The organism is Puniceibacterium antarcticum (assembly GCF_002760615.1).
In the GTDB taxonomy this organism is placed as follows: Bacteria; Pseudomonadota; Alphaproteobacteria; order Rhodobacterales; family Rhodobacteraceae; genus Puniceibacterium; species Puniceibacterium antarcticum.
Genome location: NZ_AWWI01000173.1, coordinates 1 through 23,138, shown reverse-complemented (window position 1 = coordinate 23,138; position 23,138 = coordinate 1). Strand labels below are relative to the sequence as shown.

Here is a 23,138-nt window from a genome sequence, read left to right as displayed (position 1 = left end):
CTTTCAGGCGAGGGTGGGGGCAAGGTCGATGAGATCTTGCAGGATGGGTTTCAGAACGGCGCGCAGGCTGTCGGATTTGTCAGGGTCCAGCGCAAAATCAGGTGTCTCGCGGGCAAGATGGCTGGACTGTGCGAGCTCCATCTGGATTGTGTGAATGCCTGTGGCGGGCGTGGCGTAGTGCCGGGTGGTCCAGCCGCCGCGAAAGCGCCCGTTCAGGATGGTGGTGCGGCCAGACGCGGTGCAGCGTTTCAGCACGGCTTGTTCCAGCGCAGGCGCGCAGGTGGCGCCGCTGTCGCTGCCGATGTTGAAATCGGGCAGGGTGCCGTCGAACAGCCAGGGAATGACCGACCGGATCGAGTGGCAGTCATAGAGGATCGCGATGCCGTGCCGGGCCTTGACCCGCGCCAGTTCCGCCTCAAGCGCCGCGTGATAGGGGCGGTGCCAGTCGGCCAGACGCTGGGCGATGTCAGCCTCGGTCGGTTCTGCCCCTTCGGCCCAGATCGGCGTGTTGTCGAAGGTGTTCAGCGGGACAAGGCCGGTGGTGGTCTGCCCGGGGTAGAGCGATGCTCCGTCGGGGTCGCGGTTGGCGTCAATGACGTAGCGGTGGAAATTCGCCGCGACGCAGGTGATTCCGGGTATCAGATCGCGGTAGAGCGAGTCGATATGCCAGTCGGTGTCGCGCAGCATCCGCCCTTCGGGGTTCAGGCGGGCGCGGATGTCGTCGGGCACATAGGTGCCGGTGTGGGGAAAGCCCAGAACCAGCGGGCTGTCGCCCCGGGTGACGGTGACGGGATGCATCAGGAAACCTCCGGCAAGGGGATGCCCGCAGCCTGCGCCAGCGCGCCGCTGGCCACAAGCGCCCCTGCAGCGTCCAGATCGGGTGCCATGTAGCGGTCTTCGGCAAGGGCGGGGACGGTTTCGCGGATCTTTGCGATCACCGCCTGCAGGCTGGGCGAGGTTTTCAGCGGGCCACGCATTTCGATGCCCTGCGCGCCGGTCATCGCCTCGACCCCGATGATCCAGAACAGGTTCTGGGTCATCTGCAGCAGCCGCCGCGCGCCGTGGCAGGCCATGGACACGTGATCCTCCTGGCTGGCGCTGGTGGGGGTGGAATCGACCGAAGCGGGATGCGCGAGCTGCTTGTTCTCGCTCATCAGGGCGGCGGTGGTCACCTCGGCGATCATCAGGCCAGAGTTCAGGCCCGGTGCGGGGCTGAGGAACGCGGGCAGGCCGTAGTTCAGGGTCGGGTCCACCAGCAGCGCCACACGCCGCTGGGCAATTGCCCCGATTTCGGCTACGGCAAGGGCGATCTGATCAGCGGCAAAGGCCACGGGTTCGGCGTGGAAATTCCCGCCCGACACAATGCTGCCGTCCGACAGGACAAGCGGGTTGTCGGTTGCGGCATTCGCCTCGATCCGCAGGGTGGTGGCGGACTGTCGCAAAAGGTCAAGGCAGGCACCGCCCACCTGTGGGTGGCAGCGGATGCAATAGGGGTCCTGTACCCGCTCGTCCCCATCGGTGTGGCTGTCGCGGATGTCCGACCCGTCGAGCAGGGCGCGCAGGGTGGCGGCAACTTCGATCTGGCCGGGTTGGCCGCGCAGCAGCTGGATTTCTTCGGCAAAGGGCGCGGTCGATCCCATCGCCGCATCGGTTGTCAGCGCGCCGGTCACGACCGAGGCCTGCAGCGCGCGCATGGCGCGGAACAGCCCGGCCAAAGCCAATGCGGTCGAGACCTGCGTGCCGTTGATCAGGGCAAGCCCCTCTTTGGCGGTCAGAACGACGGGTTTCAGCCCCGCGCGGGTCAAAGCATCCGATCCCGGCAGGCGGACGCCGTGCACCCATGCCTCTCCCTCGCCGATCATCACAGCGGCCATATGGGCCAGCGGGGCAAGGTCACCCGAGGCGCCAACCGAGCCTTTTTCGGGAATGACGGGGATCACGCCACGGGCCAGCATCCCCTCCAGCAGTGCTACCAGTTCCGGGCGCACACCCGACGCCCCACGCCCCAGCGACAACAGCTTCAGCGTCAGGATCAGGTGCACGATCTCGGGCGCGAGCGGATCACCAACGCCGCAGCAATGGGACAGGATCAGGTTGCGCTGCAGGGTGGTCACATCCCCCGGCGCGATGCGCAGGGAGGCGAGTTTGCCAAAGCCTGTGTTGATGCCATAGACCGGATCGCTGCCGGCGGCGACCTCGGCCACCCGTGCAGCCGCGACCCTGATCCCCGGCAGGGCCGAGGCGTCGAGCGTGACCGGGGTCTGGTGCCAGTAGATGTCGGCCAGTGTGGCCAGATCCACGGTGCCGGGTGTCAGCGTAAGTGTCATCAGACGTATTCCCCTTTGAAGACCCGCGCTTTGAGCGGGTTGAACCCGATGCGGTTCACCATGACGGCGGCGCTGTCCGCCTCCCACAGGGCGAAATCTGCCGACAGGCCCGGTGCGATGGTGCCGGTTTCATGGCTCAGCCCCAGCGCCTGCGCGCCATGCCGGGTGACGGCGGCGAAACATTCGGGCACAGTCAGGCGGAACAGCGTCGCGCCCATGTTCATGGTCAGCAGGATCGAGGTGACGGGCGATGTGCCCGGGTTGCAGTCGGTGGCCAGCGCCATGGGCACGCCAGCCGCGCGAAAGGCCGCGACGGGGGGCGACTGGGTTTCGCGCAATGTATAAAACGCACCGGGCAGCAGCACGGCGACAGTTCCGGCGGCGGCCATGGCATGCGCATCCGCCTCTGTCGCGTATTCGACGTGATCTGCTGACAGCGCCTTGTGCCGGGTGGCCAGCTGCGTGCCGCCGCAATGGCTGAGCTGTTCGGCATGCAGTTTGACCGGGATGCCCAGTTTGGTGGCGTGGGCAAACAGCGGTTCCAGTTGTTCCACCGAAAAGGCGATGCTTTCGCAAAAGGCGTCCACCGCATCGACCAGCCCTTCGGCCTGTGCGCGGTCGAGGCCGGTAATTGCCACCTCGGCGATATACTCCGCCGCGCGGCCCTTGTAGGCGGGGGGCAGGGCGTGGGCGGCGAGCCATGTGGTCACCACGCGGACCGGGCGGACCTCACCCAGCCGACGGGCGGCGCGCAGCATGTTCAGCTCGGCCTCGATATCCAGACCATAGCCCGATTTTATCTCGACCGTGCAGACGCCTTCGGCCAGCAGGTGATCAAGGCGGGGCAGTGCGGATTGCACCAGGTCATCCACGCTCATCGCGCGGGTGGCAGTCATGGTGGCGGCGATTCCGCCGCCTTCGCGGGCGATCTGTTCGTAACTCGCGCCCTCAAGCCGCAGTTCGAATTCGCGGGCGCGGTCGCCGCCGAACACGATATGCGTGTGACAATCCACCAGTGCGGGCGTCATCAGCGCGCCGCCGCAATCGACAACCTCGGCATTGGGTGCCTCAATACCGGGCGCGACGTGGATAATCCGCCCGTTGTCGCACAGCACATCCAGAGGTTCCGGGCGGATCTGGTCAGTCTGCCCCGTGATCACCCGCGCATTGGTCCAGAGTTTCAACATCCCGATCTTCCGCCTTTTCCTGCACCATTAATAAGTATATACATAATAAGGGGCCTTCAGCAAAGCCCAAAGTGTTGTTGATCGGAGAGGTGTCATGCAGATTGTCGTAAAACAGGCCCTGCTGCCTGAAGGTTGGGCAGAGAATATCGCGATCACGGTCAGTGATGGCGTGATCACTGCGGTTGAGCCTGCCGGGGCGGGCGTTGCTGCCGGTGTGGACACCTTGCTGCCGGGGATGAGCAATCTGCACAGCCATGCGTTCCAGCGCGGGTTTGCCGGCCTTACCGAACAGCGAGGGGCCATGCGCGACAGCTTCTGGACATGGCGCGAGATGATGTATCGCTTTGCGCTGCAACTGGACCCCGACGGCGCGCAGGCCATTGCCGAGATGGCCTATGTCGAGATGTTGGAGGCGGGCTATACCCGCGTGGGCGAGTTTCACTATCTGCACCATGCGCCTGACGGGCAGTCCTATGATGACCCCGCCGAGATGTCGGCGCGCATCTTTGCCGCAGCCCATGCGACGGGGCTGAACCTGACCCATTTGCCGGTGTTCTATGCTCACGGTGGCTTTGGCCCCGTTCCTGCGGGGGCGGGACAAAGGCGGTTCCTGCATGGTTTCGAGTCGTTTCTTGAGCTGATCAGCCACTGCGATGCTTTGGCCACCCGGCCCGGGGATCTGGTGGGTTATGCGCCTCATTCGCTGCGGGCGGCCAGTGGTGCGGATCTGTCCGCGCTGGTGGCGGCGCTGCCGGGGCGGCGGGTGCATATCCATATCGCTGAGCAGGTGAAAGAGGTCGAGGATTGTATCGCCTTCAGCGGGCAACGCCCGGTGGACTGGCTGTTTGATCATGCCGAAGTCACGCCGGACTGGTGCCTGATCCATGCGACGCACCTGACCGAAGGGGAGGTTGCGCGCATCGCGGCCTCTGGCGCTGTGGCGGGGCTGTGTCCGGTAACAGAGGCGAATCTGGGCGACGGGATATTCGCGGGGCGGGCATTTCTTGAGGCTGGCGGGCGCATCGGTCTGGGCACCGACAGCAATGTGCAAATCGGGTTGGCCGGGGAATTGCAGGCGCTGGAATATTCCCAGCGGTTGAGCCTGCGTGAGCGCAATGTGATGACGCCGCAGCCGGGATCAACTGGTCAGCAGCTGTTCGATGCGGCTCTGGCCGGAGGCGCGCAGGCACTGGGCGCGGGTGATCCGGTGATAGCGGTCGGGGCGCCTGCGGATCTGGTGGCGCTGGACGATCCGTTTCAGCTGGGCACAGACGGTGCGCAGACGCTGGACCGCTGGATCTTTGGCCGGGATATTCGGGTGCGTGATGTCTGGGTGCGCGGGGCGCATCTTGTTCAGGAGGGGCGGCATGTGGCGCGAGACGCAATCGCGCAACGCTATGTTCAGGTGGTGCGGGACGTGCTGGCGCGGTAGCGCATCAGGTGAACTTGCGAAACAGCTTGGTCTGGTCGAACATCTCTTCCAGCGTTTCCATGCGGCGGCGCGTGTCCTCCCACAACAGGCTTTGAACGGCGGAAATCATCGTCTCGACCAGCAGCATCGGGGTTGCCAGCGAATCCCAGGCCGAGGGCACGACGATCCTGCTTGAAAAACAGATGCCTGCCAGAGCGTGGATGGGCGAGCGCCACTGATCGGTGAACAGGATGATCTGCGCGCCCCGCGCCACCGCCATTTCGGCAAGCTTCAGGGTATTATTCTCGTACCGGCGCATGTCGAAAATGACGAAGACATCGCCCGGTCCCGCATCCAGCAGGTCATGCGGCCAGGTGTTCGAGGTAGAGCGGATATGTGTAACGTCCGGGCGGATCACTTGCATGTGCAGGTAAAGGTATTCTGCCAGGGTATGCGTGATTCGCCCGCCGACGATATGCACCTTGCGCTTGGGGTCCGCGATCAGCGCGCAGGCGGCATCAAAGGCTTCGGGTTCGATCTGCGCCAGCGAATGGCGGATGTTGTCGATCACCGCCTCGGTAAAGCGGTTGAGGATGTGGCCCGAAGGCGCGGCCTCGGCCCAGTTGTCATATTTTGCGATGGGGCTTTTGACCTTGGCGCGCAGTTCTTCGCGCAGTTCTGCCTGAAAATCTGGGTAGCCGGCATACCCCAGCTTTTGCAACATACGCAGCACGGTCGGCCCCGATACCTCGGCATCGCGCGCCAGCGCAGAGAGTGGGCCAAGGCCGCTGGCGGGATAATTTTCAAGGATCGCATGGGCGAGCTGTCGTTCGGCGCGGGTCAGCGTGTCCAGTTCGGACTGGATGCGTTCTGCAATGGTCTGGTCGCTCTGAGCCACGGATTCGCTCGTTTTGATGGAATTCGTTACATCATGATAGCATATGTGAGATCTGTTACATTAAGTTATTGACAGAATCTTAACCTCCCCCGAAGGTTTCTGGAAAACGGGGGACAGATGTCAGGGATTGCGACCTCAGAAAACCAGTCCATCGTCACGGTGTGTGGCGGTTCCAGCGCTGTGGTGCTGGTCTGCGAACATGCTTCGGCCTTTATCCCCGAGGGGCTGAAAGGTCTGGGTCTGTCCGAGGCGGATCGTCTGAGCCACGCTGCCTGGGATCCGGGTGCCATGGCAGTGGCAGAACGTATGGCAGCAGAGTTGGATGCGGTGCTGGTCGCGTCGAACGTTTCGCGGCTGGTCTATGACTGCAATCGCCCGCCCGAGGCGCCCGACGCCATGCCAGCGCAAAGCGAAGTGATCGTGGTGCCGGGCAATGCGGATCTGTCCGAGGCGGACCGGGCCGAGCGGGCGCGCCGGTATTACGCCCCCTTTCGCGCCGCGCTTGCGCAGGAGGTTGCGACCGTGGCGGCGCCGGTGATCGTGACCATTCACAGCTTTACCCGGGTGTTTCATGGTCAGCCTCGGACGGTTGAGATCGGTGTGTTGCATGACAGTGACACGCGTCTGGCCGATGCGATGCTGGACAGTGCGGCGCGGCATACGCTGCTGAACGTCCAGCGCAACGCGCCCTATGGCCCCGAGGACCGTGTGACCCATACCTTGCGGGAACATGCTTTGCCGGGCGGGCATCCGAATGTGATGATCGAAATCCGCAATGATCTTATCGCGACCGAGGCGCAGCAGCAGTCGATTGCCGCAATGCTGGCAGGCTGGGTACGTGAGGCGCTGGAAACAGTGCAGGGGGGACGCGATGCGTAAGTTTATCCGTGGTGTGGATGGCTTCAACCACCGCCTTGGTCGGATCATGATGTACGGGATCTTTGTGCTGATGGGGATCTTGCTGATCTCATCAATCAACAAGACGTTTTTCACGCCCACGCTGTGGACGCTGGAAATGGCGCAGTTCACCATGGTCGCCTATTACATCCTCGGCGGGCCCTATTCGATCCAGCTGGGATCAAACGTGCGGATGGATCTGCTGTATGGTGAATGGTCCCCGCGCAAGAAGGCGGTGGTGGATCTGTTCACCGTGCTGTTCCTGATCTTCTACCTCTGTGTGCTGCTTTACGGCGCCATCGGATCGACCGCTTACAGCCTTGGTTATTTCGGGACAGAACCGATTTCGTTCTTTGGCGGGCTGATCACCGGCAGCGAAGAGATCGGCTATCTGGAAACTTCGCCCTCGGGCTGGCGGCCCTGGCTGTGGCCGATCAAAACCATCATGATTCTCGGGATATTCCTCATGCTGCTGCAATGTATTTCCGAGCTGTTGAAAGACGTGCTGCGGCTGAAAGGTGAGGCGATCTGATGTCCTACGATCTGATTGCCACGCTGATGTTCGCGACAATGATGCTGATGCTGCTGACCGGTCAGCGGGTGTTCGGCGCCATCGGGTTTGTCGCAGTGATGGCGGCCCTGCTGCTGTGGGGCGACCGGGGTGGCTATGACATCGGGTTTTCGGCGGCGATGAAGCTGATGAAGTGGTATCCGCTGCTGACCCTGCCGATGTTCATCTTCATGGGCTACGTGCTGTCGGAATCCAAAATTGCCGATGATCTTTACAAGATGTTCCACGTCTGGATGGGTGGGTTGCGCGGTGGTCTGGCCATCGGCACGATTGGTCTGATGGTACTTATTTCAGCCATGAACGGGCTGTCAGTGGCAGGTATGGCCATCGGGTCGACCATTGCCCTGCCAGAGCTGCTCAAGCGCGGCTATGACAAGCGGATGGTGACGGGGGTGATCCAGGCTGGGTCAAGTCTGGGCATCCTTGTGCCGCCATCGGTTGTGCTGGTGCTTTATGCAATGATCGCGCGCCAGCCGGTTGGGCAGCTCTGGCTGGCCGGGGTGATCCCGGGGCTGATGATGGCGGGCATGTTCATCGCCTATATCGTGATCCGCTGCTGGCGGAACCCGGAACTCGGCCCGGTGCTGCCACGCGAAGAACGTGACATTCCGATGGCGGAAAAGATGCGACTTCTGGGGGCGGGCGCGCTGCCGCTGGGCATCTTTGCAGTGATGATGGTGCCCTTTGTGAACGGCTGGACATCGCTGGTGGAAAGCTCGGCCATCGGCGCAATGGCCGCGTTCATGGCGGCGGTTCTCAAGGGGCGCATGACGCGCGAGGTGTTTGAGAATTCCGTCAGAAACACGCTTGGCATCACTTGCATGTTCATGTGGATCATCCTCGCCGCGCTGGCCTTTGGCGCGGTGTTCGACGGGCTGGGCGCGGTCAAGGCGATCTCGGGGCTGTTTACCGAACAGCTGGGGCTGAACCCCTGGGTGATCCTGATCCTGATGCAGCTGAGCTTTATCGTGATGGGCACCTTTCTGGACGACACCGCAATGCTGGTCATTGTTGCGCCGCTTTATGTGCCGCTGGTGGGGGAGCTGGGCTTTGATCTGGTCTGGTACGGTGTGCTTTACACGATCACCTGCCAGATCGCCTACATGACGCCGCCCTTTGGCTATAACCTGTTCCTGATGCGTGCAATGGCGCCGCCGGAAATCTCGATCCAGGATATCTATCAGTCGATCCTGCCGTTTGTTCTGGTCATGGCTCTGGCGCTGGCTGTTGTCATGATCTTTCCGCAGATCGCCCTGTGGCTGCCCAATTACGTTTACGCAAATTAACCCCAAGAACTCCGGCAAACGGAGCAGACCCCAACCAACAAGGAGAAGACCATGACTTCGAGACGTTCCTTCCTGCGCACCGCCGCCCTTGGCGGTGCCGCTGCGGTGGCAAGCCCCGCCATCGTCCGCGCCCAGACGCCGATCAAATGGCGCTTTCAGACCTATGCCGGTGCGGCCTTGGGTGAGTTTGTGACCAAACCGACCATCGACTACATCAACAACGCCGCCAACGGCGAGATGGAGATCGAGCTGTATTACGCCGACCAGATCGTGCCCACAGGCGAGCTGTTCCAGGCGCTGCAGCGCGGCACCATCGACGCTGTGCATTCGGACGACGATTCCATGGCCTCGCCCACACCGCTGCAGGTGTTTGGCGGATACTTCCCGCTGGCGACCAAGCATTCGCTGGATGTGCCTGTGCTGTTCAACCAGTACGGTCTTGCCGATATCTGGCGTGAAGAATACGCCAAGGTTGGCGTCCAGTGGCTGTCCGCTGCGGGTCAGGATCCCTGCAACTTCAACACCAAGAAAGAGGTCACGTCGCTGGCCGATCTGGATGGTCTGAAGCTTTATACCTTCCCCACGGCGGGCCGGTTCCTGTCGCAGTTTGGTGTGGTTCCCGTGTCCATTCCCTACGAGGATGCACAGGTCGCCGTGCAGACCGGCGAGCTGGACGGCATGGCTTGGTCGGGCATCACCGAGGATTACACTGTCGGCTGGGCGGATGTGACCGACTACTTCCTGACCAACAACATCTCGGGCGCCTGGATCGGGTCGTTCTTTGTGAACCAGAAACAGTGGGCCGATCTGCCCGAACACCTCAAGGCCATCGTGATGTCAGGCATTGAGGCCGGTCACACCTACCGCAACCAGTGGTACTGGGGCGGCGAGGCGCGCCTGCGTGCGCAGGGCGACAAGCTTCAGTTGCGCTCGATCCCGCAAGAGGAATGGGTGCAGGTCGAAGAGGCCGCCAAGGTGTTCTGGAAAGAGGTCGCCGGAGAAGGCGAAGTGCATGCCAAGATCGTCAAGATCTTTGAGGACTATAACGAGGTCATCAGCAAGGCAGGCCCCCCCTATACCTTTGGCTGAACCTGAAACCGGGGGCATCCGTACGGGTGCCCCCAACCCTCACGAAAATGGACGAATACCATGGCCGGCACTCTGAGCTTTGAAGACCTGAAATCCCAAGTCGCCAGCGGTGTGATCGACACCGTGCTGGTCTGCGCGGTCGATATGCAGGGCCGCCTGATGGGCAAGCGCTTCCACGCGGCGAATTTCATCGAAACCTCGTACGAGGAAACCCACTGCTGCAATTACCTGCTGGCGACCGATCTGGAAATGGCGACGCCGTCCGGCTATGCCTCGGCCAGCTGGCAGGCGGGGTATGGCGACTATGTGTTGCAGCCGGATCTGTCTACCCTGCGCCCGGTTCCCTGGCTTGCGGGAACGGCCATGGTGCTGTGCGATATCCTTGATCACCACCATCATCAGCCGGTGCCGCATTCCCCCCGTGCAATCCTCAAGAAACAGATCGCGCGCCTGGCCGAACTGGGCTTTGACGCGATGATGGCGACGGAACTGGAATTTTTCCTGTTCGAGAAAAGCCTGGATGAGATCCGCAAGGGCGGCTTTCGCGATCTGACCCCGATCAGCGGCTACAATCAGGACTACCATATCTTCCAGACCACAAAGGAAGAGATGATCATGCGCCCGGTGCGCAATCATCTTTACGCCGCGGGCATTCCGATCGAGAATTCCAAGGGCGAGGCCGAGGCCGGTCAGGAAGAGCTGAACATCCGCTATTCTCCCGCGCTCGACTGCGCGGATTTTCACACCATCGCAAAAAATGCTGTCAAGGAAATCGCCTGGCAACACGGCCATGCGGCAAGCTTTCTGCCAAAATGGCATGCGGACCGTGTCGGGTCCTCCAGCCATGTGCACCAGTCGCTGTGGCAGGATGGCACGCCCGCCTTTGTAGACAAGGCGGATGATCTGGGCATGTCCGAGCTTATGAAACACTACATGGCGGGGCTGATTGCCTATGCGCCCGACTACACCTATTTTCTGGCGCCTTACGTCAACAGCTATAAACGCTTTGCCAAGGGCAGCTTTGCGCCGACCAAGACCGTCTGGTCCGTAGACAACCGCACCGCCGGATTCCGCCTGTGCGGCGCAGGAACCAAGGGCGTGCGGGTCGAATGCCGCATTGGCGGATCCGACCTCAACCCCTATCTGGCGCAGGCCGTGATGCTGGCGGCCGGGATCAAGGGGATCGAGGACAATATGGTGCTGGGCGCGCCGACGACCGGCGACGTCTACGAGGATTCCAAGGCCGGGGACATCCCGCAAAGCCTGATGGCGGCGACCGGCACCTTGCGCAATTCTGCCTTCCTGCGCGAGGTTCTGGGCGATGATGTGGTTGACCATTACACCCGGGCGGCAGAATGGGAACAGGAAGAGTTTGACCGCGCCGTGACCGACTGGGAAATCGCGCGCGGCTTTGAAAGGGCCTGAGGACATGACGACAATCAGCTGTATTTCACCGATCGACGGATCGGTTTATGCCACCCGTGACGCGTTGAGCAAGGACGCCGCGCTGGACGCCGTGGCCCGTGCGCGCGCCGCGCAAACGGCTTGGGCCGCGCGCCCCTTGCAGGAACGTATTGATCTGGTGATGGGCGCCATCGACCAGATCGAGCAGAGCAAAGAGCGTATGACTCTGGAACTGGCGCATCAGATGGGGCGCCCCGTGCGCTATGGCGGCGAGTTTGGCGGGTTCAAGGAACGCGCGAGCCATATGGGCCGCATCGCGGTTGAGTCTTTGGCGCCGAAAGTCATCGAGGACAGCGACAAGGCCCTGCGCAAGATCGCCTTTGAACCGCATGGCGTGGTGTTCGTGGTCGCGCCCTGGAACTATCCCTACATGACGGCGAACAACACCATCGCGCCCGCGCTGATTGCGGGCAATACGGTGATTCTGAAACATGCATCGCAGACCATCCTTGTGGGCGAACATCTGGCGGATGCCTATCATGCCGCCGGGGTGCCCAAGGACGTGTTCCAGAACATCGTGCTGGACCATGACACAACCTCGACTCTGATCGCCGAGAATGCGTTCGATTTCATCAACTTCACCGGCTCCGTCGGCGGTGGTCAGGCGATGGAACGTGCCGCAGCCGGCACCTTTACCGGCGTTGCGACCGAGCTGGGTGGCAAGGATCCGGGCTATGTCCGCGCCGATGCCGATCTGGACGCTGCGGTCGATGGGCTGATGGATGGGGCGATGTTCAATGCCGGGCAATGCTGCTGCGGGATCGAGCGGATATACGTGCACGAAAGCCTCTATGACGCTTTTGTCGAAAAAGCCGTGGCATGGGTCAACGCCCTGAACCTGGGCAACCCGCTGGAACAGGCGACGACGCTGGGCCCGATGGCCAATGTGCGTTTCGCCAAGGAAGTGCGTGCGCAGATCGACGAAGCCGTTGCCATGGGGGCCAAGGCGCATATCGCGAAGATGCCTGCCGATAATGGCGGCGCCTACCTCACGCCGCAGGTGCTGACCAATGTGACGCATGACATGCGTGTGATGCGCGACGAAAGCTTTGGTCCCGTGGTCGGCATCATGCCGGTCAAGGATGATGAAGAAGCGATCGTCCTGATGAACGACAGCGTCTTTGGTCTGACCGCCGCGATCTTTACCAAGGACGCGGTTGCGGCTGAGGCCATCGGTGCGCGGCTTGAAACCGGCACCGTGTTCATGAACCGTGCCGATTATCTGGACCCGGCGCTGTGCTGGACCGGGTGTAAACAGACCGGGCGTGGCGCGGGCCTGTCGGAACTCGGTTACCGCGCGCTGACCCGTCCGAAATCCTATCACCTGAAGAAAGCCTGATCCATGTCGCTGAAAGCCAACTGGTCCTATCCCACCGCCATCCGTTTCGGGGCGGGCCGCATCGCCGAGATTGGCGAGGCCTGCGCCGCTGCGGGCATCAAGAAACCCCTGCTGGTCACCGACAAGGGGCTTGCCACTCTTCCGATCACGGCCAAGACGCTGGATCTGGTCGAAGCCGCCGGTCTGGGCCGCGCGATATTTTCCGAGGTTGATCCCAACCCGACCGAGCACAATGTCGAAGCCGGTGTGAAAGCCTATCGTGATGGCGGCCACGACGGTGTGATTGCCTTTGGCGGTGGCTCGGGGCTCGACCTTGCCAAGATGGTTGCCTTTATGGTCGGGCAGACCCGCCCGCTATGGAATTTCGAGGATATCGGCGACTGGTGGACCCGCGCCGATGCCAGTGTGATCGCCCCCATCGTGGCCGTGCCGACCACCGCCGGGACCGGTTCCGAAGTGGGCCGCGCCAGCGTGATCACCAATTCGCAGACCCATGAGAAAAAGATCATTTTCCACCCGCTGCTGCTGCCCAAGGTTGTGATCTGCGACCCGGAACTGACCATCGGCATGCCGCCGATGATCACCGCAGGCACCGGCATGGACGCCTTTGCCCATTGTCTTGAGGCGTTCTGTTCGCCGCATTACCACCCGATGAGCCAAGGCATCGCGCTTGAAGGCATGCGGCTGGTCAAAGACTACCTGCCGCGTGCGTTTGCCGATGGCAGCGATATCGAGGCGCGTGGTCAGATGATGTCTGCCGCTGCGATGGGGGCTACGGCGTTCCAGAAGGGCCTTGGCGCGATCCATGCGCTGAGCCACCCGATTGGCGCCTGGCACCATACGCACCACGGCACGACCAATGCCGTGGTGATGCAGCCGGTGCTGATGTTCAACCGGCCTGCGGTTGAGGACCGGCTTGAGATGGCGGCGCGCTATCTGGGAATCGACGGCGGTTTTCAGGGTTTTTACGACTATGTCGGCGCGCTGAATGCCGAGTTGAAGATCCCGGCGAACCTGACTGCGCTGGGCGTCAAGGACCCGGATATCGACGCGCTGGTCGCCTCGGCCCTGCAGGACCCGAGCGTTGGCGGCAACCCGGTCGAGATGACGGTGGAAAACACCACGGCGCTGCTCAGGGCCTGTTTCTGAAGCGAGGCTTTGATCAAAAGACCGGCGGCGTCCAGGCGCCGCCGGTCACGCCAAGGATCAGTCGGGCGCTGAAACGGGGCGACGAAGATATCGCCGTTCCGTATTGGCAGGCGCAGTGTATGGACTTGTGCCAAAGTGCTGGATGCCAGAGCGTCGGGGCAGCCGCCAAAGCCAGATTGATTGTAACGAGATTCCTGCGCATGGCCATTTCCGGCAGGATCCCAGGTGCCCGGCTTTGGAATTCGGGGCATCTTTGGTAAAATTCCGATTTGACCTCAAGAGGATGCTGGCTGGTACGGGGTCGTGGCCTGCGTGACTTTCCTGACAGATGTGTCCGGGGAGACGTGTGTGGTCACGTTACCGATGTATGCATCGGGCGTGATTTCAGGGGGGTAAAAATTATGGATCTGTTCACATTTCTTGAAACCTTGCTGAACGGATTCAGGATTTTTTCATGGATTTCGTCGAAAACCATTCGGGTAGTGGTATGGTGAAATAAAGAATGAACAAGACAGAGCCAGACATGCGGGTCTGCGCTGAAGTTGGCTATGTGCAACGGGACGGCTGCCGTCACAATGCAAATGGCCCGCCAGTAGATGTGAAACGGCAATCCCGTGACTCTGCAGGCGTCGATGGCGAATCTGAAATCGGACCCTTGCGATGATTGCAGCCCAAGGATTTGGCCGCGGCTCGACCGGTGTCCTGATGATCATCAGTGATGATTTCGATGTCGGAAGCCTGCGCCAGTCTCTTGCCGAAGACGGGATTCGGTTCCGGGTCGAGTGTTTCGATGATGCGGCCAACGCCATTGACCATCTGAAGCATCGGAATTTCGAAATTGCTGGTGGTCTTGTCATCCTTCTTGATCTCGACTCGGCGCTGGGAGGGCACGAGGATCTTGTGGCCGAAATCCGAAAGGATCGCTGGCTGTGCCGCAGCGTGATCCTGGTCATGTCCGCTTCGGGGGATCGGGGTCGTATCAACGCGGCTTATGACCAGAATGTCGCGGGATACATCGTCAAACACGCCACCGAAGAGCACAATCAGAATCTGGTCCGGCTATTGCGTGACTATTGCGCCGTGGTGACCCTGTCGGGGCTGCCGAGGCGCTGAGCTTCCGGTTTGGGTCAATGCTTTCTGTCTCAAGACGCTTGCGGGACGTAGATTTGGGAGAAGGCGCGTTTGACGTTGTTTGTGACCTCGCTCAGGCGCTCTTCGATATGGTCGCGTACCTGCTGCGAGGCTGCGATCCGATCTCTGGCGCGCATGGCGGCGACGATGCGTTCGTGCGACTGGTTGTCCAGATCCTGTCCGCCGCGTTGTTCGCTCATCGCCTGCAGGTCGATCAGGCGGATGTAATGGATGCGGGCATTGATGTTTTCCAGCAGCTTCAGCAGTTCGCCATTGCCCGACAGATGCGCGAGGCGCAGGTGAAAGTCCTGATCCTGCCGCACCAGTTCCACCGGTGAGGTGCCCGGCCGATAGGTGGCGCGGGCGTCGGTGATGAACTGGTTGAGATCCTCTAGCTCTGCGTCGCTGGCGCGGTCGGTGGCCAGGCGCACGGCCTCAGCTTCGATGGCGGCGCGGGCCTCATAGAGGTTGCGGATTTCCAGCGGGTTGAGCGAGCGGCAAAAGAACCCCTGACCGCTCTGGTAGGTCAGAAATCCTTCGGATGCGAGACGGTTCAGCGCCTCGCGCAAGGGGGTGCGGGACACGTTGAGACGAAGCGAAAGTTCGCTTTCATTGATGCGCGCGTCAGGTTTGAAATCGAAGCGAGCGGCCATCTCCTTGACCTCGCGATAGATCCCGTCTGAACGGCTGATATTTTTCGTCATTTTTAGAACACCTTGTGGCATGGATCCCGCAGCCCGATCCGGCTTTGGTCAGCTTATACGCGAACTGTGGCGCGGGAAAGAAGGGGCAGGCCATTTTGCATGAAGCCATGTATACAGAAAAGAATGCAACGCTGCGTTTTAAAAAACCTTGCACAGCGTACCGGCAGGAGAATAGCGCAGCGGGCAGAGCAAACCGGAAACGCAGCGAACGGTGTATCGGCGGGGCCTGTGCCAGTACCGGGGCAATATTGCACAGATTTTACGCAGAGATACCGTGTGGTGCGGGAAAATGTGCTAGAATGCGGGCAGGGCAGGCGGCAAGCTGACATAGAATCCACCCAAAGTTTGCGGCAGCCACCCCGAGACAGGACAAGCCGTTGAGTTCAGGAGTTCATACATGATTCGCACCGTTGTTTTCGATCTTGACGGCACATTGGTTCACAGCGCGCCGGATCTGCAGGCCGCCGCAAACCGCATGCTGGCAGATCTGGGGCATGACCCGATCGATATCGAGGTCGTGATCAGCTTTATCGGCAACGGGGTAGAGGCGCTGGTGCGGCGCTGCCTGCGCCATGTGGGGCATGACCCGCAGGAGTTGAGCCGTGCGCTGGAAATGTTTCACGCCTATTATGCCCGCGACCTGACCACTCTGACCCGGCCCTACCCCGGGGTGGTGCCGCTGCTGGAGCAGCTGCAAGAGGGAGGGTTCGCCCTTGGATTGTGTACGAACAAACCTGAAAAACCTGCGCGTGATCTGTGTCAGGCCCTTGATCTTGAGAGGTTTTTCCCCGTCGTATTGGGAGGGGACACACTGGAGGTGCGCAAGCCTGATCCGGCACCTTTGCGCCATGTCATAGCGGCGCTTGGCGGCACCGGGCCTGAGACGCTGTATGTGGGTGACAGCGAAACCGACTATCTGACGGCGCGGCGCGCGGGAATACGTTTTGCCTATTTCGATGGCGGTTATCAGAACACGGAGATTGCGGGATTCAAACCTGATTTGACGGTCAGCCATATGGGTGATCTGGCCGCATTGATCCTGCAACACGCGGAGTAATCGTAGATCTGGTATTGTAACATTTCCTGTTAGCTATATTTTGTTAAATTCTGTGCGATAAGATTTTCTTGAAAGGTTTGTTTGCGAGAGTGTCTGAGAGAATGCAGGAAATAGCTGAACAAATCGCTGCCTTACCGATACGGTGGGATAAAAACGGTGTATTGCGGATTTTACTGGTCACCTCGCGGGATACCGGTCGATGGGTCATGCCCAAGGGCTGGACCATGGATGACCATAAACCCTGGGCCGCAGCCGAGATCGAAGCCTTGGAAGAGGCGGGTGCCGTCGGCTATATCTCTCAGGTGGCCATCGGCAGCTACAGCTATCGCAAAATTCTGAACAACGGCAAGACGATACCCTGCAGCGTGCAGGTGTATCCGATGATCGTCGAAAACCTGAGGCGGAACTGGAAAGAACGCCACGAGCGCAAACGCAAGTGGTTCAGCGCGAAATCCGCAGCCAAGCAGGTGCACGAACCGGATCTGTCCGAATTGTTGATAGGGCTCGCAAAACGCCCGCGAAAACAACCTGTAATTCAGGAACTGCTGCGCACGGCATAGGATCTGCCTGCCCGGTACGCGGGTGGGCGCATGAAAGGTCTTGACCGGCGCGGACGGCGCGTTTGGCCGTCGTACCCGCGCCATAAACCCGCTGCGGTGTGCCGGTTGTGTTGGCCGTCGGCGCGACGGTTAAAATACCCTGATGGATGGCATATGGAAGGCGTATGGAAACCGTATGGTTTGCGTATGGCTGACTGCGTCGGTGACAGGGGGGGGCTGAAGCCGCCTTGCCCGGACCAAGTCGGGTGATCCTGCGAGAGGCGCGCGGCCTCCATCGCGCGCCTCTCTTCAAACAGGGAGCCGAACCCGCCCCTCCCAAAGCGGGTCCGGTCCCGTTACCGCGCCTCGCCTTGCGGAAGGCGGACGCGGGGACGAAACAGTTTTTCAGGCGCTGGGCCGGCGGCCTGACAACTCTTCAAGCATGAGCTGGATCGTTTCATTGGTGAACGGCAGTTCCGCCGTCAGCGTGCGACAGGCGGTCATTCCCGCATGCGCCATGTCGGACAGCAGCAGCAGAAGCGCTCCGTTGCGTTCTTTCAGCAGGGCGACGAAGGGACTGTCCATCAGTCCCTGGCGCGGGGCGATGATCAGGGATGCGACAACATCCACGCGATCGGAGATGGCCCGCGCTGCCTCCTCAAGCGAGCTGAACACCGCAACTTCGGCCCCGGGGACGTAGCTGCGGATCGCCTCGGCGGCGTCCTCTCCGACAAAAAGCTCAGAGCTTATGACGGTATAATAAGGCACGCGGCCGTGAGGATGCGAATCAATGATGATATTATGTCCGGTTTGAAGAGTTTCCATGCGCCATATGGAACAGAACTGTGACTATCCGCATTAATCTACGACATAGCTGGAGATATAGATGTCGATCAAATGCGTGAATTGTCCGATTAGAAAGTCGCCTATTTTTCAGGCCATGGATTCCGAGACACTGGAGTATATGCAGCGCTTCAAAGTGGGGGAACTGGTGGTCGAGCCGGGCACGCCCCTGATGTCCGAAGGATCGAATGCGCCGCAGCTTTATACGGCACTGAGTGGGATGGGTTTGCGCTACAAGTTGCTGGAGGATGGGCGCCGACAGGTGATCAGCTTTGTGTTCCCCGGCGATTTCCTGGGCCTGCAGTCGGGCGTGATGCGCGAGATGACCCATTCGGTCGAGGCGACAACCAACATGCGTCTGTGTGTCTTTGACCGTTCGGAACTGTTCAACATGTTCCGGCACATGCCGGGCCGCGGGTTCGATCTTACTTGGCTTGCCGCGACGCAAGAGCGGTTTCTGGGCGAGGCGATGACGTCAATCGGGCAGAAATCTGCAACCGAGCGGATTGCCTGGGCGATGTCACGGGTGTTTCGCCACCTTCAGGCCATGGGAGAAGGGAAAGGCAAATCCGTGCCGATGCCCTATCGCCAGCAGGATCTGGCGGATGCGCTTGGGTTGTCGCTGGTGCATACCAACAAGACGCTGGCGCGGATGCGGGAAAAGCAGCTGATGAGCTGGAGTGACGGCCTTCTGACGGTGTCCGATATCGAGGCACTGGAAGAACTGGGGTTGGTCGAGGACGATGGTGTCGCGAGTCGGCCGCTGATGTAGGGTGCCGTTGAGTGGGCCTGTCGCATGTGAAAAAATTAAGACAGGATCGTTTACACCGCCCTTGCGCCCCTTGACGCCGAGGGGCGAAACGCTTACCCACCCGTAACGAGATTCTGGGCGCGGCTTTGCGGCGCCCTTTCATATTGGGGATGCCCGGACTTTTGGTGAGGTTCTGGCAGTCGCCGAAAGCAAAGACGAGGATGGACCCATGTCGCGTGTATGCGAATTGACCGGAAAAGGCCCGATGTCTGGCAACAATGTCAGCCACGCAAACAACAAGACCCGTCGGCGTTTCCTGCCGAACCTGAACGACGTGACGCTGCAGTCCGAAGTTCTGGGCCGTGGCATCAAGCTGCGGATTTCGGCGTCGGCGCTGCGCAGCGTTGATCACCGTGGTGGTCTGGACCTTTTCCTGGCGAAAGCCAAGGATGTTGAACTTTCGTCTGATGCGCTGAAAGTGAAAAAAGAGATCGCCAAGGCGCAGGTCGCTCAGGCCTGATCTTTTTGATCCTGAAGACTTTAGCAGCCTCGGCCCTTCTGGACCGGGGCTGTTTTCGTGTGTGCAGATCAGCTATGCTGCGCCAGCAGGGTGTCGACCCAATCGGGCACGACGGTGCTGGCGGGGCCAATGATGTGCTGTTCGAAGGCCTCTGACACATCGGTTGCGGCGGCGTTGATTTCCAGCGTTGCGGCGCCGTGACAGGCGGCTTCGGCGACGAAGCCGGCGGCGGGATAGACCGCGCCCGAGGTGCCGATGGCCACAAACAGCGCGCAGTCGCTGAGATGGCGGTCGATGGCGGGCAGGTGATGCGGCATTTCCCCAAACCAGACGATATCGGGCCGGGTGGCCGCCTTGCCGCAGTGCGGGCAGGCGTCTGAGGGCGCCATGAGTGCAGGCGCGGGCCAGCGGTGATCGCAGGCCGCACAAACGGCGCCGGACAGCGCGCCGTGCATGTGAAGGGCCGTGCTGCCGGCCGCTTCGTGCAGGGCATCGACATTCTGGGTGATCAACACCACCGGATCGGGCCAGTCCCGCTGCAGCCGGGCGAGCGCGTGATGGGTGGCATTGGGTTGTGCCCTGCCCGCTGCCTGCCGACGCATGTTGTAGAAATCATGGACCTTTTGCGGATCACGGACAAAGGCCTGCGGTGTTGCCACCTCTGTGATCGGGACCTGTTCCCACAGGCCGTCACTGTCGCGAAAGGTGCCCAGCCCGCTTTCCGCCGAAATCCCGGCGCCGGTCAGGATCAGGATTGTACCGCTGGTTTGCATGCTGGCCTCTGGCTGTTAGGATCGGGCAGGAGGTGCCTCATGCCCTATCGTATTCTCTTTGTCTGTCTCGGCAACATCTGCCGGTCCCCCTCTGCCGAGGGGGTGCTGCGCCAGATGGCCAAAGCGCGCGGTGTCGCGGTCGAGATCGACAGCGCAGGCACCGGGGACTGGCATCTGGGCGAGCCGCCCTATGGCCCGATGCAGGCTGCCGCCGGTGCGCGGGGCTATGATCTGGCGGGGCTGCGGGCGCGACAGGTCAGCGTTGCGGATTTTGCGGCGTTTGATCTGATTCTGGCGATGGATGGCGAGAATATGGCCCATCTGGAGCGGATGCGTCCCGCCGGCAGTGCAGCAGAACTGCGGATGTTCACCGATTATGCGGTGGGGGCAGGTGGCGCGGACTGCGCGCCGGGGGCAGGTGGCGCGGGTGATGTGCCCGACCCCTATTACACGCGGGATTTCGACGGTTGTCTTGATCTGATCGAATCCGCCGCCACTGGGCTGCTGGACCAGCTTTGCCTGCCTCAGGGGCGGATGTAGGCGTAGCCCTGTTCCTGCAGAGCGACCAGACGCACCACGCCCGAGGGGGTCATTGCGGCCTCTGACACCAGCGGAATGTCGTGGCCTGCGCTTTTCTGCATGCCGTTGAGGGTGTTCTGGCAGGCGGAAAAGCTGAGGTTTTCCATCTCCAGGCTCATGGCCGAGATGCGCTGTTCCACCGGGCTTTGTCCCTTGACCAACATCATCAGGCCAGGGCCGTAGGTCACCACCTCGATCACGACGCTGTCGCCCTGATCGGCATAGAAGGAGTCCATGTTCTGGGCATTGTTGAGTGCCATGTTCATCACCTGCGGGTCGTTCTGATCCACATGGATTGCGACGTGATGAGTCTGTCCTTCGGCCTGCGCCTGGCTGGCAAGGGCAAGGGTGATGGCGGTGATGAGCATTTTCATGGGGGAGTCCGTCTGTTTTGCAGTCAGGGTCGCATTTCCTGCGCCGGACGCAAGGGGTTTTCCGCGCCATCTCTTGACCCGATTTTGCCGTCGCGTGAAGATAATGTTTTTTGACACAGCGTTTCGAATTGCAATCGCTTCCCCAGTGCCTCTTTGGCACTGGGGAAGGGCAGAGGCATCAGGTTGCAATTGAGACCCCTCAGGTGAGGTTTGCCATGTTCGGACCCTTTTCGCTTTGGTCCCCGATCTTTCGTTTCCCGCTGTCTGGCGACATTCATCAGGACATCGACCCGGAATTCACCACCCATATCGCGGGCGTGCCCGAAATCGAACTGGCGGTGATCCGCGATGTCGCAAGCTACGGCGCGCAGCTGGACAAGGTGCTGGAAGCGCTTCGGCTGCTGTCCGACAAGACGGAGGTTGCCTTGCCCGAGATCGATTCACTCTACGAGCGGGTCCGAGAGGTAAAGATGGCCTCAAGCGCTGCATTGGAGGCCCACGCGGTTGCGGCGCTGGATCGGCTCAGGTCCGTGGACGAGGACGCCTGGAGCAGGGTGAAAGGGCGCTGAGGTTTTGAGAGAGGTTTGGGGAGGTGCTGACCGGTTTGACTGTCAACGTCGCGTTCTGGCCTGACACTGTTGTTGTGATACCCGCAGCCCGGCAGACCTGACGCGACCCCACCCGTCGGGCAGCGCATGCCTGCACTGACGAGAGCGTGTTGCGCAGTACGTCGGGGATCGTTGCCTGAATCACCAAAATTTGCAACATTGCACTGTCACCGTGCATCAGGCTGCCCCTGATCTCCCTCACACCCATGGCATCAAGGTTGCGTTATAGAAATGGCTATCTCTTCCGTTCGCAAAGTTCAGATTGTCTGCTTTGCCCTGTCCCACATCCCCCTTGCCGCGGTTGTCAGCATTCTCGCGATGGACGGGCTGCGCGGCGATCTTGGCATCATCCTGACCACCCTGCTCGCGACGGTTGTGACGGCAGTTCTTTTGATTGTTTATCTGGGGCGCGCGCTCGGCTCCGGTTCGGATTTGCAGGGGCAGGGCAGTGCATCGGCGTTCAGCGCAGGTGCCGCAGAGTAAGGCCCAGATCACGCCCCCGAGGGTCAGGAGAGGTCAGGGTGTGAAGATCAGCCAGATCAATGCGCCGATAAGAAGGATCTTGGCGGCGGCGACGCCGACCAGAACCGCGCGGTTTTCAGGTGCAAAGAGGTCCTGCAGCAGCGTGCGCCTGGGCGCGCCCCAGAGCGCGGCGGACAGCGCCTGAAAGACACGTGGCGGCGGCGCGACGGCATCCTCCCCCAGCATGACAACGAGGTTCTCTTCCCAGAAGGCGACCTCGGCGCGCATCTCAGGGTTGCTTTCTGCCAAGTCTGTGGCTCGACGCAACTCTTCGCCCTCCAGCAAGCCGAGGACCAGCTCTCCCGCCAGCGCAGATGTTTCGGGGTCGTTCAAGAAAACTCCTGTTTCAGGGTCAAGCGGCGCAGTCCGATGGGTCAGTGTGGCAAGCTGCGTCTAGGGCTTGTTGCATTTAATCGATAACTAAAAAAGCGGCCTCTCGCTTTGGTCGAACGCGTTTTTCGCCACTGTCTGACTCTGATAAAACACAACACGCCGTCACGTCGCAACACTGCTTAACGCATATGCCCGTTTGAAAGGGGGCAAAGCGGTGTCAGACCTGCAGGCACGCAAGGACCAGCATAGCGTCAAGGGGTTTCGGGGTCGTGAAGCTGGGCGTGACCTTTGGCGATGTCTGTTATTTTTCCTCGACCTCCACCACCTCAAGGCCGACCTTGCCGATCACGGTGTCGCGGCCCCGGTCGCTGTTCCTGAGGGTGGAGTTGACGATGTAGAGGTTGGCGATGTCGTAAAAGTCCACGTCGCCTGCGGGCGTGCCGACGCGGATGCGGGCCTGATCGGCGGTGGCGGTGTTGCCCTCTGCATCCGTGTAATCGGTGCCCCAGGGGATCAGCGCGAACAGGGCGGGGTCGGAATTGTCCGACAGGTTCTGCAGAATAGACGTGATTTCTGCCCTGTCGGTGATGCGTTCATCCCCGAAATAGCAGGCCCCTTCGTAGCCGCCCATGACAGCGGCGGTGGCGCCTGCGATCAGGATGGTCACCGGGGCGGTGGCAATGGCGGCGGCACTGCCGAGCGCGCCGCCCGCACCGCCCGCGATGCTTGCCCCGGCGGCGGTGGCGGTGCTGACGGCGGTGCCGATCATGCTGACGCCGCTTTGGG

General features: G+C 61.2%; 27 protein-coding genes. 16 read left to right on the top strand and 11 right to left on the bottom strand.

The features are described from left to right. Nucleotides 1-3: 3 nt before the first annotated feature. Genes hutG through hutI form a run of 3 tightly spaced genes read right to left on the bottom strand, consistent with a single transcriptional unit; the run spans nucleotide 4 to nucleotide 3,514 of the window. The gene (hutG, locus tag P775_RS24045) at nucleotides 4-798 is read right to left on the bottom strand and encodes an N-formylglutamate deformylase (protein ID WP_099913363.1); all 795 of its coding nucleotides are present in this window, start codon (nucleotides 796-798) and stop codon (nucleotides 4-6) included. Beyond that, a complete protein-coding gene (hutH, locus tag P775_RS24040) occupies nucleotides 798-2,327 on the bottom strand; it encodes a histidine ammonia-lyase (protein WP_099913362.1) in 1,530 nt (509 codons plus the stop codon). Before hutH ends, hutG begins: the two co-directional genes overlap by 1 nt. Continuing rightward, on the bottom strand, nucleotides 2,327-3,514 hold the full coding sequence (gene hutI, locus P775_RS24035) for an imidazolonepropionase (RefSeq protein WP_099913361.1): 1,188 nt from the start codon (nucleotides 3,512-3,514) through the stop codon (nucleotides 2,327-2,329). Before hutI ends, hutH begins: the two co-directional genes overlap by 1 nt. A gap of 94 nt (nucleotides 3,515-3,608) precedes the next feature. On the opposite strand from hutI, the gene P775_RS24030 reads away from it, so the two are divergent. Next, complete coding sequence (locus P775_RS24030; protein ID WP_099913360.1) at nucleotides 3,609-4,946, top strand: formimidoylglutamate deiminase; 1,338 nt, start codon at nucleotides 3,609-3,611, stop codon at nucleotides 4,944-4,946. A gap of 4 nt (nucleotides 4,947-4,950) precedes the next feature. Here P775_RS24030 and P775_RS24025 read toward each other — a convergent pair whose 3' ends face one another. Next, nucleotides 4,951-5,823, bottom strand: a complete 873-nt coding sequence (locus P775_RS24025; protein WP_099913359.1) for a MurR/RpiR family transcriptional regulator — start codon at nucleotides 5,821-5,823, stop codon at nucleotides 4,951-4,953. A gap of 117 nt (nucleotides 5,824-5,940) precedes the next feature. Between P775_RS24025 and P775_RS24020 the strand changes: the two genes are divergently transcribed. Genes P775_RS24020 through P775_RS23990 form a run of 7 tightly spaced genes read left to right on the top strand, consistent with a single transcriptional unit; the run spans nucleotide 5,941 to nucleotide 13,618 of the window. Then, nucleotides 5,941-6,702, top strand: coding sequence for an N-formylglutamate amidohydrolase (locus tag P775_RS24020; protein WP_099913358.1), 762 nt, complete (start codon nucleotides 5,941-5,943; stop codon nucleotides 6,700-6,702). Then, a complete protein-coding gene (locus tag P775_RS24015; protein WP_099913357.1) occupies nucleotides 6,695-7,252 on the top strand; it encodes a TRAP transporter small permease subunit in 558 nt (185 codons plus the stop codon). Before P775_RS24020 ends, P775_RS24015 begins: the two co-directional genes overlap by 8 nt. Further along, on the top strand, nucleotides 7,252-8,577 hold the full coding sequence (locus P775_RS24010) for a TRAP transporter large permease (RefSeq protein ID WP_099913356.1): 1,326 nt from the start codon (nucleotides 7,252-7,254) through the stop codon (nucleotides 8,575-8,577). The genes P775_RS24015 and P775_RS24010 overlap by 1 nt, the downstream gene beginning before the upstream one ends. A 51-nt stretch (nucleotides 8,578-8,628) precedes the next feature. Continuing rightward, the gene (locus P775_RS24005) at nucleotides 8,629-9,666 is read left to right on the top strand and encodes a TRAP transporter substrate-binding protein (RefSeq protein WP_099913355.1); all 1,038 of its coding nucleotides are present in this window, start codon (nucleotides 8,629-8,631) and stop codon (nucleotides 9,664-9,666) included. A gap of 60 nt (nucleotides 9,667-9,726) precedes the next feature. Next, nucleotides 9,727-11,091: a glutamine synthetase family protein gene (locus P775_RS24000; RefSeq protein WP_099913354.1), complete on the top strand. Its 1,365-nt coding sequence runs from the start codon at nucleotides 9,727-9,729 to the stop codon at nucleotides 11,089-11,091. A gap of 4 nt (nucleotides 11,092-11,095) precedes the next feature. Then, nucleotides 11,096-12,469 carry an aldehyde dehydrogenase family protein gene (locus P775_RS23995; RefSeq protein ID WP_099913353.1) on the top strand — a complete coding sequence of 458 codons (1,374 nt, stop codon included), beginning with the start codon at nucleotides 11,096-11,098 and terminating at the stop codon, nucleotides 12,467-12,469. Nucleotides 12,470-12,472: 3 nt separating this feature from the next. Next, nucleotides 12,473-13,618 (top strand): iron-containing alcohol dehydrogenase, encoded by a 1,146-nt coding sequence (locus tag P775_RS23990; protein WP_099913352.1) that lies wholly within the window; start codon nucleotides 12,473-12,475, stop codon nucleotides 13,616-13,618. Between the two features lie 13 nt (nucleotides 13,619-13,631). Here P775_RS23990 and P775_RS27755 read toward each other — a convergent pair whose 3' ends face one another. Then, nucleotides 13,632-13,820: a hypothetical protein gene (locus tag P775_RS27755; protein WP_143520987.1), complete on the bottom strand. Its 189-nt coding sequence runs from the start codon at nucleotides 13,818-13,820 to the stop codon at nucleotides 13,632-13,634. 458 nt (nucleotides 13,821-14,278) lie between these two features. On the opposite strand from P775_RS27755, the gene P775_RS23985 reads away from it, so the two are divergent. Beyond that, entirely contained in the window at nucleotides 14,279-14,731 is a 453-nt protein-coding gene (locus tag P775_RS23985) for a response regulator (protein ID WP_099913351.1), read from the top strand. 29 nt (nucleotides 14,732-14,760) lie between these two features. Here P775_RS23985 and P775_RS23980 read toward each other — a convergent pair whose 3' ends face one another. Further along, on the bottom strand, nucleotides 14,761-15,453 hold the full coding sequence (locus P775_RS23980) for a GntR family transcriptional regulator (protein ID WP_099913350.1): 693 nt from the start codon (nucleotides 15,451-15,453) through the stop codon (nucleotides 14,761-14,763). A gap of 397 nt (nucleotides 15,454-15,850) precedes the next feature. On the opposite strand from P775_RS23980, the gene gph reads away from it, so the two are divergent. Both gph and P775_RS23970 read left to right on the top strand, forming a co-directional pair. Further along, nucleotides 15,851-16,510, top strand: a complete 660-nt coding sequence (gene gph, locus P775_RS23975; protein ID WP_099913349.1) for a phosphoglycolate phosphatase — start codon at nucleotides 15,851-15,853, stop codon at nucleotides 16,508-16,510. Nucleotides 16,511-16,734: 224 nt separating this feature from the next. Then, entirely contained in the window at nucleotides 16,735-17,070 is a 336-nt protein-coding gene (locus P775_RS23970) for an NUDIX hydrolase (RefSeq protein WP_245875840.1), read from the top strand. A gap of 384 nt (nucleotides 17,071-17,454) precedes the next feature. Here the strand turns inward: P775_RS23970 and P775_RS23965 are convergent, their stop codons facing one another. After that, nucleotides 17,455-17,817 carry a hypothetical protein gene (locus P775_RS23965; RefSeq protein WP_143520986.1) on the bottom strand — a complete coding sequence of 121 codons (363 nt, stop codon included), beginning with the start codon at nucleotides 17,815-17,817 and terminating at the stop codon, nucleotides 17,455-17,457. A 196-nt stretch (nucleotides 17,818-18,013) separates the two neighbouring features. On the opposite strand from P775_RS23965, the gene P775_RS23960 reads away from it, so the two are divergent. Beyond that, nucleotides 18,014-18,664, top strand: a complete 651-nt coding sequence (locus tag P775_RS23960) for a Crp/Fnr family transcriptional regulator (RefSeq protein ID WP_342749689.1) — start codon at nucleotides 18,014-18,016, stop codon at nucleotides 18,662-18,664. A 208-nt stretch (nucleotides 18,665-18,872) separates the two neighbouring features. Beyond that, nucleotides 18,873-19,163 carry a 50S ribosomal protein L28 gene (gene rpmB, locus P775_RS23955; protein ID WP_099913345.1) on the top strand — a complete coding sequence of 97 codons (291 nt, stop codon included), beginning with the start codon at nucleotides 18,873-18,875 and terminating at the stop codon, nucleotides 19,161-19,163. Between the two features lie 68 nt (nucleotides 19,164-19,231). Here the strand turns inward: rpmB and P775_RS23950 are convergent, their stop codons facing one another. Next, nucleotides 19,232-19,936 carry an NAD-dependent deacylase gene (locus tag P775_RS23950; RefSeq protein ID WP_099913344.1) on the bottom strand — a complete coding sequence of 235 codons (705 nt, stop codon included), beginning with the start codon at nucleotides 19,934-19,936 and terminating at the stop codon, nucleotides 19,232-19,234. A 39-nt stretch (nucleotides 19,937-19,975) separates the two neighbouring features. On the opposite strand from P775_RS23950, the gene P775_RS23945 reads away from it, so the two are divergent. After that, nucleotides 19,976-20,476: a low molecular weight protein-tyrosine-phosphatase gene (locus P775_RS23945; RefSeq protein WP_099913343.1), complete on the top strand. Its 501-nt coding sequence runs from the start codon at nucleotides 19,976-19,978 to the stop codon at nucleotides 20,474-20,476. On the opposite strand, the gene P775_RS23940 is transcribed toward P775_RS23945, so the two are convergent. Further along, nucleotides 20,461-20,889, bottom strand: a complete 429-nt coding sequence (locus P775_RS23940; protein WP_099913342.1) for a DsrE family protein — start codon at nucleotides 20,887-20,889, stop codon at nucleotides 20,461-20,463. The genes P775_RS23945 and P775_RS23940 overlap by 16 nt on opposite strands. Nucleotides 20,890-21,104: 215 nt before the next feature. On the opposite strand from P775_RS23940, the gene P775_RS23935 reads away from it, so the two are divergent. Together P775_RS23935 and P775_RS23930 are read left to right on the top strand one after the other, a co-directional pair. Further along, nucleotides 21,105-21,458 (top strand): hypothetical protein, encoded by a 354-nt coding sequence (locus tag P775_RS23935; protein ID WP_143520985.1) that lies wholly within the window; start codon nucleotides 21,105-21,107, stop codon nucleotides 21,456-21,458. Between the two features lie 270 nt (nucleotides 21,459-21,728). Further along, entirely contained in the window at nucleotides 21,729-21,980 is a 252-nt protein-coding gene (locus P775_RS23930) for a hypothetical protein (RefSeq protein WP_099913340.1), read from the top strand. Between the two features lie 33 nt (nucleotides 21,981-22,013). Here P775_RS23930 and P775_RS23925 read toward each other — a convergent pair whose 3' ends face one another. Both P775_RS23925 and P775_RS23920 read right to left on the bottom strand, forming a co-directional pair. Beyond that, complete coding sequence (locus P775_RS23925) at nucleotides 22,014-22,352, bottom strand: hypothetical protein (protein WP_099913339.1); 339 nt, start codon at nucleotides 22,350-22,352, stop codon at nucleotides 22,014-22,016. Nucleotides 22,353-22,653: 301 nt separating this feature from the next. Continuing rightward, the coding region (locus P775_RS23920; protein ID WP_218967763.1) for a hypothetical protein at nucleotides 22,654-23,138 on the bottom strand (485 nt) is incomplete at its 5' end.